The sequence below is a fragment of the Halanaerobiales bacterium genome (genome assembly GCA_035270125.1).
GTDB lineage: Bacteria > Bacillota > Halanaerobiia > Halanaerobiales > DATFIM01 > DATFIM01.
In genome coordinates this window covers 1-10,634 of sequence record DATFIM010000147.1, presented here as the reverse complement: position 1 = coordinate 10,634, position 10,634 = coordinate 1, and the positions used below count along the sequence as shown (strand labels likewise).

Genomic DNA, 10,634 nt, shown 5'->3' with positions numbered 1-10,634 from the left:
ACTTATGGAGGTACTATTCATTTAGCAGAAACTCAGTCTCCAGAAGGTATGTTTAACCCACTTTATTCTGAAACTACTTATGATGCTGATATTGTTGACCTTGTTTTTGAAGGTTTAACATATGTAGATAAGAATTTCCAGGCTCAACCTGCTTTAGCACAAAAATGGGAAGTAAGTGAAGATTATAAGACTTATACATTCTTTTTAGATAATAGAGCAGAGTTCCATGATGGAGAACCAGTAACTGCTGAAGATGTTAAGTATACTTATGAAATGTTCTTACACCCAGACTATTCTGGAGTTCGTGCATCTAACTTTACACCTATTCTTGGTGCAGAAGAATTTCAAAATGGAGAAGCTGATGAAGTTAGAGGAATTAAGGTAATTGATGATTATACTATTGAGATTACCCTAAGTAAGGTACATGCTCCTTTCTTAACCGTTACTACTGGATTTGGAATTCTTCCAGAACATATTCTAAGTGAATATGATCCTGTTGATATGAAGAAAATTGACTTTAATCAAAATCCAATAGGTTCCGGTCCTTTTGAATTTGTTGAATACAAAACAGATGAATATACAAGACTTTCAGCTTTTGAAAACTATCGTCAAGGCAGACCATATCTTGATAATGTAGTTTGGAGATATGTTGATGAGCCTGCATTAGTTATTATGTTAGAAAAAGGCGAAATTGACTATGCTCAAATTATGGCTTCACAGTTTGATAGAGTTAAAGACATGAATAATGTAACTGTTCATAAACAAGTTAGAAATGGTTTTGGTTATTTAGCATTTAACCTTGTGGGAGATTCTCCAGTAGCTGATCAGGCTGTACGTCAGGCTGTTGCTTATGGTGTTAACAGAAAAGGATTCCAGGAAATGGTTATGAATGGACTTGCTGTTAATGTTAACTCTCCTATTTCTCAGGCTAGCTGGGCATATACTGATGATTTAAATCAGTATCCTTATAATCCTGAAAAAGCAAAAGAAGTTCTTAGAGAAGCTGGATGGGAAATGAAAGATGGATTATGGCATAAAAATGGAGAACCACTTTCCTTTACTATTAATGCATCTTCTGGTTCAGAATTTATTAACCAGTTAGTTGCTCTTGCTCAGGATAATTTAAATGAAATTGGTATGGATGTTGAAATTAGAAAATTAGAATTCAACACTATGACTGAAAGAGTTGACAACAATGAATTAGATGTTTGGTTTATGGGTTGGAGTTTCGGTGCTGATCCTGATCCATACAATGTATGGCATACAGAAGGTGACTGGAACAGAGTTGGTTATGGTAATGAAGAGACAGATCAACTTATCGAAGAAGCACGTACAACTCTAGATCAGTATACCAGAAGACAGCTATATGTTGAATTCCAGAAAGAATGGAATAAATCAATGCCTTACCTACCAATGTATGCTAATATTTATCCACAGGTTTTAAATAAGCGTGTACGTGGTTTTGATCCTAATCCAATAGCTATGAATCCATTTGGTCAGGGATGGGAACTTCTTAAAGAAGTATGGATTCCAAAGTCTATGCGTAAGTAAATTTAATTTACTTAAATAATGTAATATTGTTATAGGATGAAAAGTGTCAAAAATAAGTAGATGGGGTTATATAGCCCCATCTGCTCTATGTATATATAATTTTTTAAAGGGGGTAAATAATGTCTCAATATATAATCCGTAGATTACTACAGGGGATTCCAGTAATATTATTAGTATCCTTTCTCATTTTTATACTTATTAATATGGCCCCAGGTGATCCAATAGCTCGTCTGCAAAATCCAAATATTACTCAGGAAGATTTGCAGGCAAAATATGAAGAACTTGGGCTTAATGACCCTATTCCCGTTAGGTATGCAAGATGGTTAGGTGATTTTGTTACCGGGGATTTTGGTTATTCAATGGATTCAACACGGGCTCCAGTAAATGAATTAATTGCTGAAAGATTAAAACCTACTCTTTTCTTAACAATTGGTGCAATGTTATTAAGTATTATTTTGGCGATTCCAATAGGTATTATATCGGCTACGCGGCAGTATTCATTGTTTGATTATGGAGCAACGCTTGGAGCATTTTTAGGAGTTTCAATACCTAGTTTTTTCTTTGGACTTGTTCTTCTTTTCTCATTTTCTCTTAAATTAACCTGGTTTCCATCAGGTGGATTTACAGATGCGATGGGAAATAACACATTCTTTTCTTATTTGCATCATGCTACTTTACCAATAATAGCTTTAGGATTGGCTAGAGTGGCCAGTATGACTCGTTATATGCGTTCAAGTATGTTAGAGGTTATCAAGGAAGATTATATTAGAACAGCTAGAGCTAAAGGTTTAAAGGAAAAAGTAGTTATTTATAAACATGCTTTACGTAATGCTTTAATTCCAGTAGTAACTTTGATAGGTTTATCAGTTCCACTTTTATTTGGTGGAGCAGTTATTATTGAAGAGGTTTTCTCTTATCCAGGCATGGGACGACTTTTAGTTAGAGCAGTCTGGCAGAGAAATTATACAGTGATTATGGGAGTAGATGTATTAGTTGCTGTTTTAGTTTTCCTAGGAAACTTATTAGCTGATTTCTTATATGTAATTGTCGATCCAAGAATACAATATGATTGATAAAGGAGGGAATATTAATGAGCCAAAATAACAAATCAAAAGCAGAATCACCATGGTCTATGGCCTGGAGGCACTTTAAGAAAAACAAAATGGCTCTTTTTGGATTATTTTTGCTTACAATAATTGTACTTTCAGCTATTTTTGCTCCTTTGTTGGCTCCACATGATCCTAATAAAACTAATATTTTACAGGCTAAACAGGCACCGAGCAGTGAATTTCCATTAGGTACAGACCGAGTTGGAAGAGATATTTTATCTCGAGTTTTATATGGAGGTAGAGTCAGTATATCAGTTGGAGTTGTAGCTATGTCAATCTCAGTTACACTTGGTACTCTTATTGGCTTAATGGCTGGCTATTTTGGCGGCTGGGTTGATACAATTTTGTCTAGAATTATTGACGTTTTCCGAAGTATACCATTTTTAGTTATGGCGATTACGATTGGTGCTATTTGGGGACCTGGACTTTATAAATTAATGGTTATTATAGGTGTTTTAAGTTGGACTGGTGTTGCAAGGCTTGTTAGAGGTAGAGTTTTAACTCTTAGAGAAAGAGAATTCATTCATGCTTCTCGGGCACTGGGAAGTAATGATTTAAGGATAATGTTAAAGCATCTTTTTCCAAATGCTTTGGCTCCAATTATAGTTAATGCTACTTTGAGAGTTGCTTACTCAATACTTTCTGAGGCAGGATTATCTTATCTTGGACTTGGTATTATGCCTCCAACAGCAAGTTGGGGAAGTATGCTTAATGCAGCAAGGAGTGTATCAGTATTAGAATCAATGCCCTGGTTCTGGTTACCACCTGGAATCATGATCATTCTTACTGTTTTAAGTATTAACTTTGTTGGTGATGGACTGAGAGATGCTCTTGATCCTAAACTTCAAAAGTCATAAAAAATTGTAAAAAATTTGGGTTATGGAAATTAAAATGCGGTTACCATTTTGTTAATTCTCAGTGGATTTACATAGGTAACCGCAATTTTTATATTTAGATTTAAATTGAGGTGTTTACTATGAAGAAAAAAACATTAAAATCATTATTATTATTTTTGCTATTAAGTTTAATATTAGTTACTATTTTTAGTTTAGTTTATTGGTATGAATATCGAAATAATCTTGATGAACTAGATTATATTGGGAATCCTTCCTGGGAAGAACCACAAATTTTAGTTTCAGAATTATATACTGATAATTTTTCAGTAGTTAATGAAAAAGATAATTTTAATTTATTTTATATTGATAAAAATCCTGAGGGTATTAAAGAGACCTTATATATTAATCAATATAATTTGAATGGTGAACTTAAAAATAAGACAAAATTTAAAGAAGCTCAATCTTTAAATTATTTTTCTACTATTAATGATGATGAAGTTACTCATTTATTTACTATAGAAGGAGAAAAAGACTCTAAACAGGAATTGATTTATTATAAACTTGATAATAAAAATAATATAAAGGAAAAAAATGTGATTTTATCTGATCTTTCTTATACAATAAGTTTGATTAGTCATAAATTCAATGGTGATTTTTATCTTGGTTTAACAGCCGATAGAGAAAATAAAAATTATATTGAATTAATTAAATTTGATAAAGAAAATAATAAAATATTTAGGAGTAGTAGAGTAGAGTATAGTGAGGATAATCAGAGATTAGGGGTCCGTTACCCAGAATTTTTGTTTTACAATAATAAAATTTATTTGAGCTATTTAAGAGAAGATCCTTCTAAACTTTTTTCAAGTACATCAGATAAAACCAATAAAAGAGAATTAATTTTAGAAGTAGTTAATAATAGATTTGAAACTTTAGAAAATAGAAAACAAATTATTGATAGAGCTTTTAAGAGAGATAAAAATAGTAAACCAGTAATGGTCATAAATAATAATTATTTGTATATTTTTTATCACCATTATAATTTAGATGATAGACGTCTCTATATGAATAAAGCAACAATATCTTTAGAAAATATTAAGCTGGAAAATATTCAAAAATACGAAGATAATACTATTGCAGCTGTTGACCATTTAAAAAAGAATGATAAGCATTATTTGGTTTATAATAAATTTGAAAATATAAATTCCTCATTGTACTTATCAGAAAATGAATCTCTTCAAAATAATAAGCCTGGAAATATATTATTTAGTCAATATAAAATGAGTTATAATCCTGAAATTTCTAATAATGAAAAAGGTTTACAATTAGTTTGGGCAGAGACCAATCATAATAGAAAAGATTTATATTATTCAACTAATATTGGTTCAAGAAAAGCTGGTTTTTGGGAAATAATTGGATTAAATGTTAGTGGTGAAAGCTCAGTATTTTTTATAGCTCCTATTTACTTTTTAGCTTTACCGGTACTTAGTGTTATTAGAAATTTTCATATTATATTTGCTGCTGGAGTTGTTTTGATTTTACTTTATATTATGGCAAACAGGTTTAACTTATCTTCATTTAAAAACAAATTAGATAATGTATATATATCATATATACTTATAATGTTAGCTTTTGGAATTATTGCCTACTTTATTACAATTCCAGAATATTTTTTCTTTCCAGATGTGCCTTTAAGTAAATATATACCTTATATTTTTGGAACATCATTTATTGCTGTTTTATTGATGTTAAGCAGAAGTGAGATTGATACTGAAGCCAGTCCGTTTTTGGCAATAGCTGGAGTAACATTATGGATGTACTGGGTTGCTCAAATAAATTTAGTATTTTCTCTTTCTCATTATTTCTTTTAAATTTTAGTTCATCAAATTATTTTTTGAAGATTTGAACATTTATCTTAATATTTATTTTAATTTGTGTTATAATATTAATTAAGAGAAATTAATCATTTGTATTTATATATCTTGACAATAATTATAAGAATTGTTAGAATGATAACAGTAACGATTATTAATAAAAGGAGTGGATAAATCTATGGTAAAAAATGATATGACTGCACAAAATCTTCGTTCAGCTTTTGGTGGAGAAAGTCAAGCCTATCAAAGATACAAAGTATGGGGTGACAAAGCTGAAGAAGATGGCTATCCCAATGTAGGATTACTTTTTAGAGCTATTGCCTATGCAGAAGAAGTTCATGCTTCAAATCACTTTGAAGCTTTAGACAATGTAGATGGAGATTTTTTAGTTGCCTCAAATGCAGGTTATGGAATTGGTGATACAGTTGAGAATCTTGAAGGTGCTAGAGAAGGAGAATTATTTGAGATCAATCAAATGTATCCAAGTTATCAATTGGTAGCTAAAGAACAAAAAGAAAATGAAGCTATTCGTTCTTTTCACTATGCTATTGAAGCAGAAAAAATACATGCTAAGATGTTTTTAGATGCAAAAGATTCAGTTAAAAAGGGTAATGATATTGAATTAGAATCTGTTAGTGTTTGTGAAGTTTGTGGCCATACTGTAAAAGATGGAACTCCTGATGAATGTCCTATTTGTCAGGCGAAAAAGGAAGAATTTAAAGAATTTACAAAATAAAAAGGGGGATTTCAAATGTCAAAATATGATTTAAAGAAATTGGAAAATGAAAAGTCTGAGGATAAGACAGCTCTTGAGAAAAAACATGTTCCTTACATCCAGGCACCTGATAAAGTTAAAAAAGGTGAATATTTTGATGTAAAACTCACTATGGGTAAAGAAATTGATCACCCAATGGGACCTGACCATTATATTCAATATGTAGAGTTATATGCTGATTATTATCAATTAGCAAGAGTAGATTTTACACCAGAATCAAAGGCTGAAGTAACTTTAACAATTAAACTTGAAGAATCCTGTACCTTAAGATCATTTATTTTCTGTAATTTACATGATCAGTGGGAAGCTGAAAAAGAAATTACTGTTGAGTAATGTTGAAAATAATTAAATAGTACTTAAGTAACCGGCAGAATTTTTCTGCCGGTTTTTCTAGTGTATAAATAATATTATCTATTTTGATGTTTGGCTCTATCTCCTCCGATAAGTCTTGGTCTTGTTCTAGCTGCAGTTAAATGAGCTTCACCTATATTTTTAATACTTAATCTAACTGGAACAACTACATTTTTTAAATGCATACCTATAAAACTATCACCGATATCCATTCCCAGATGACCTTTTATTTTATCAACCATAACTGGGTCTGAAAAATTATTATAAGCAGCAGTAGCTAACCCACCTCCAGCATTTCTATGAGGTATGACATTTACTTCTTCTAAATTATATTTATTTAAACATTCTCTTTCAACCACAAGAGCTCTATTAGTATGCTCACAACCCTGAACTGCTAAAAATATATTTTCTTTTTTGATTAATTTTAATAAAGTTTTAATTATTATTTTTCCTAAATTTAAATTTGTTTTTGATCCAATTTTTTTACCCTGTATTTCACTACTACTACCACCTAAAATTAATATATCTCCTTTTGCTGGATTTGATTTTTCTATAAGTTCCTGAAAAGCAGTAGTAAAATCATTTATTAATTTTTTATTTTTCATAAATTTCACCTCAATTATCGTATTTTTTCTATTATAACATTTGTATTATAATAATAAAATATTATGTTTGTTTCACAATGTAATTATATTTATTCATATATAATGGTTTTTAACATAATTAACTCAAATATTAATTCTATTATGAAAAGAAAAAGACAAATTAGTTGACAATTGTAAAATCGATATGATATACTTTTTTTAGAAATTTAGATAGTTAATATTATAACAAATGAATTAAAGGGATGATAAAATGTTAGAGAATGTAAATATGATCCAATGGTTTATAGCACTTATTCCAGTTATGTCTATTTTAGTTTTAATGATGTTTCTGCGCTGGAGTGGAGGTAAAGCAGGTTCTTTTACCTGGATTTTGGCTTCAGTTATTTCTTTTTTGGTTTTTGGTGGTAATTTTAGATTAATTTCTATTGCTTCTTTAAAAGGGCTCTGGACAACAGTATTTATATTATTTATTATCTGGGGAGCAATGACTCTTTTTAATATAGTTGATAGAGTAAATGGTTTTGAAGTTATTGCAGATAAATTTACAAGTTTAACTGGTGGAGATAAACTTTTACAATTATTAGTGGTTGGTTGGGCTTTGACTACTTTTGTACAGGGGGTTACAGGTTTTGGTACTCCTATAGCTGTTTCAGCTCTTTTATTAGTTGGTCTTGGATTTAAACCAATAGTTGCAACAGCTTCTTCTCTTATAGGACACGCCTGGGCAGTAGGTTTTGGGTCTTTAGGTTCTTCTTTTGGAGTGTTAGTGAATTTAAGTGGTTTGGAATCTTCAGGGCTTGCTTTTTGGAGTAGTCTTTTTTTGGGAGCAATTTGTCTTATGACAGGTTTAGCCATTTCTTATTTATATGATGGTTGGAAAGGTTTGAAACATGGATTGCCTGCTGTTTTAATGATGGGTATTACTATGGGAGGAACCCTGATTTTAGTTGCTAATTTTGTTTTACCATATATTGCTTCCTTGGCTGCAGGTACTATAGGTTTAATAGTGGGGGCGCTGGTTTTACCTAAATTTAAGTGGTATAAAAAAGGAAAATCAGAAGTTCCAGAAGAAAAAGAACATAAAATAGATTTTCATACAGCTTTTGCTCCATATTACTTTTTGTTAGGTTTTGTTTTTGTAATATATCTTACCCCTTTAAATGATATATTATCAAAATATAAAATTGGTTTTTCTTTTCCCCGGACTGCAACTTCTCTAGATTTTGTAAATAAAGCAGTTGAATCCTATTCACCAATTTCTATTTTGACAACTCCGGGAACCTTAATTTTACTGTCAGCAATTTGTTCAATTTTATTTTACAAATATAAAGGGCTCTGGAAAAAAGAATACAGTCAAACAATTTTTAGTTCTATTGCATCTCAGGCCTTACCTTCAACAATTACAGTTATGTCAATGAGTATGATGTCAGTTGTTATGATGGATTCTGGTATGATTAATCTCTTAGCACAGGGGACAGCAATGATGGCTGAAAGTGTTTATCCTATAGTATCTCCAATTATAGGTATATTAGGTACTTTTATGACTGGGAGTACTACTTCTTCAAATATATTATTTAGTGCCTTTCAAAGAGATGTTGCTGAAATAATTGGAATTAATAGTCTGGCAATTACTTCCCTACAAACAACCGGTGGCTCTTTAGGTAAAATGATGACACCAACAACAATTGCTTTAGGAACAGGAGTTACTAATATTGTTGGTCGTGAAGGAGAAGTTATGAAAAAAACAATGGGTTATGCAATTGTAATGGCTTTAGTATTGGGAATAGCTTCTTATATAATTTTATAAATTAAAAGATGAATAGAAGGGAGATAATTTAAATGGATGAAGTTGATAAGCAGATTTTAAGAGTTCTTGAGGATAATGGAAGAATGAGTTATGCTGAGTTGGGTAGAAGACTTGATTTAACAAGGGTTAGTATTAGAGAAAGAATAGTCAAATTGCAAAAAAAAGGTATAATTGAAAAGTTTACAGTAGTAATAAATCCGGAAAAAGTTGATAAAAAATTATCTGCGTTTTTTGAAATAGATGTTGAACCAAATCATTTAGATGAAGTTGCAAATGAGTTGGCTAAAGAAGAAAGGGTATATAGCCTTTATTTGATGACAGGAGCCAGTACTCTTCATATGCATTCTTTGCTTAAAAACCAGGATGAACTAGAAGATTTTTTAATAAATAAAATTTATTCGCAAAAAGGAATTACAAGAGTAAAAAGTAATATTATCTTAAAGAGGTATAAAAGCAGAGAAGGAGGGGCTCGCCTCTAATTATTCCAGCCCCTTTTTTCTAATTCAGTAATATTTAAATCAGGATTATTTCTTTGATAATTTTGCCTCTTCTTTTTGGAGGCAGAATTTTTCTTTTTATTTTTATACTTAACAGGTTCCATGCCTTCATTAACCAGTTCATGGATTGCTACCAGAGCAGTATCAATTTTTATGTTTCCATCAATAACCTGAGTTAAAATTTCATTAACTTTATATTGTAATTTTTCAGGGGCTCCAATAACATCGACTAAAAGATCATCAACTTCATTTTTGAGATTATTCAAACTTGCTTCATTAAGCTTTTCTTCGTTTTTTTGAATTGATTTTCTAATTTTAATAAGACGTTTAACAGTTTCTGTACGTGATAACAATCTTAATCCCACCTTTATTTCTGTCTATAGTCTGTTTCTGCACTGCTTTTAAAAGCAACTTTATAATTTTTTACCATTTTCGCTACTCTAGATGCCGTATTTCTGGCAACAGTTTTTAATCTTTCATTATCTATTGGAGAACTTTCTTCTTTTAAAAAAATCTCGAAATTATGATTTGAGGTAAAAATAGTAGCTAAATTATTTTTTAGTCTGTAATCAACCCAGTAAAATATAGTTTCCATAATAAAAGGTGTATATCTTATTTCATTAAATATATCATCTAAAACTACAAGTTGAGCATTTTTAACCCGATTGAATATTTCCGATTGTTTAAATTCAATTCCATTTTCACTATAATCATTTTTTATGTCCTGTAAACCTTCTGATACATTTATAAAATAAACAGGAGTCCAGGTTGTTGTTCTTCTGTTAATTCCATAACGAACAACTTCATTTTCCTCATATTCTCTTTCAGCAATTTTTTGAGCTGCATATTTTAAAATAGAAACTGCCAGGTGTGTTTTACCTATTCCTGGATATTCACTTAGTATATAAAGAGATTGAGGTTTTTTTATGGCAGCATCAATATGTTTACCATAATTTTTTATTTTTTTATAAGGCTTTAGATTTTCCTTACTTAAAACATTTTCATCAAAATTATTAAAAGTACAATCCCGATAAAGTGGATCTATATTAGCGTTTTTTATAATTTCTTTTCTTAACTTTTTGATCATTTTCTTTTTGGGAACTTCTTTAATTCCAGCCTTTTTCTTCGAGTTCTTTGATGTCATGGAGCTTTTTTCTTTTTTCTTTTGCTCTATTATTTTTCTGAATTTGTCGCTCATATTCTTCTCTTTCACCCCTTTCTTCCTGGAAATC

At 30.5% G+C, this 10,634-nt stretch carries 11 protein-coding genes; 8 read left to right on the top strand and 3 right to left on the bottom strand.

Going from position 1 to position 10,634, the window contains the following annotated elements:
- From VJ881_07740 to VJ881_07715, 6 genes are all read left to right on the top strand, one after another.
- Nucleotides 1–1,551, top strand: a 1,551-nt coding sequence (locus tag VJ881_07740) for an ABC transporter substrate-binding protein (protein ID HKL75943.1), incomplete at its 5' end; no start/stop codon positions are given.
- A 119-nt stretch (nt 1,552–1,670) separates the two neighbouring features.
- Nucleotides 1,671–2,624, top strand: coding sequence for an ABC transporter permease (locus VJ881_07735; protein HKL75942.1), 954 nt, complete (start codon nt 1,671–1,673; stop codon nt 2,622–2,624).
- A 17-nt stretch (nt 2,625–2,641) separates the two neighbouring features.
- The gene (gene opp4C / locus VJ881_07730; protein HKL75941.1) at nt 2,642–3,517 is read left to right on the top strand and encodes an oligopeptide ABC transporter permease; all 876 of its coding nucleotides are present in this window, start codon (nt 2,642–2,644) and stop codon (nt 3,515–3,517) included.
- Between the two features lie 119 nt (nt 3,518–3,636).
- Nucleotides 3,637–5,364, top strand: a complete 1,728-nt coding sequence (locus tag VJ881_07725) for a hypothetical protein (protein ID HKL75940.1) — start codon at nt 3,637–3,639, stop codon at nt 5,362–5,364.
- A 181-nt stretch (nt 5,365–5,545) separates the two neighbouring features.
- Nucleotides 5,546–6,103: a rubrerythrin family protein gene (locus VJ881_07720; GenBank protein ID HKL75939.1), complete on the top strand. Its 558-nt coding sequence runs from the start codon at nt 5,546–5,548 to the stop codon at nt 6,101–6,103.
- Between the two features lie 15 nt (nt 6,104–6,118).
- A complete protein-coding gene (locus tag VJ881_07715; protein HKL75938.1) occupies nt 6,119–6,475 on the top strand; it encodes a class II SORL domain-containing protein in 357 nt (118 codons plus the stop codon).
- Between the two features lie 74 nt (nt 6,476–6,549).
- On the opposite strand, the gene VJ881_07710 is transcribed toward VJ881_07715, so the two are convergent.
- The gene (locus VJ881_07710; GenBank protein HKL75937.1) at nt 6,550–7,098 is read right to left on the bottom strand and encodes a TIGR01440 family protein; all 549 of its coding nucleotides are present in this window, start codon (nt 7,096–7,098) and stop codon (nt 6,550–6,552) included.
- 250 nt (nt 7,099–7,348) lie between these two features.
- Between VJ881_07710 and VJ881_07705 the strand changes: the two genes are divergently transcribed.
- Both VJ881_07705 and VJ881_07700 read left to right on the top strand, forming a co-directional pair.
- Entirely contained in the window at nt 7,349–8,905 is a 1,557-nt protein-coding gene (locus VJ881_07705; GenBank protein HKL75936.1) for an L-lactate permease, read from the top strand.
- A 32-nt stretch (nt 8,906–8,937) separates the two neighbouring features.
- The gene (locus VJ881_07700; GenBank protein HKL75935.1) at nt 8,938–9,384 is read left to right on the top strand and encodes an Lrp/AsnC family transcriptional regulator; all 447 of its coding nucleotides are present in this window, start codon (nt 8,938–8,940) and stop codon (nt 9,382–9,384) included.
- Here the strand turns inward: VJ881_07700 and VJ881_07695 are convergent.
- Together VJ881_07695 and VJ881_07690 are read right to left on the bottom strand one after the other, a co-directional pair.
- Nucleotides 9,381–9,755 (bottom strand): hypothetical protein, encoded by a 375-nt coding sequence (locus VJ881_07695; GenBank protein ID HKL75934.1) that lies wholly within the window; start codon nt 9,753–9,755, stop codon nt 9,381–9,383. The genes VJ881_07700 and VJ881_07695 overlap by 4 nt on opposite strands.
- Before the next feature lie 14 nt (nt 9,756–9,769).
- On the bottom strand, nt 9,770–10,546 hold the full coding sequence (locus VJ881_07690; GenBank protein HKL75933.1) for a hypothetical protein: 777 nt from the start codon (nt 10,544–10,546) through the stop codon (nt 9,770–9,772).
- Nucleotides 10,547–10,634: the final 88 nt, after the last annotated feature.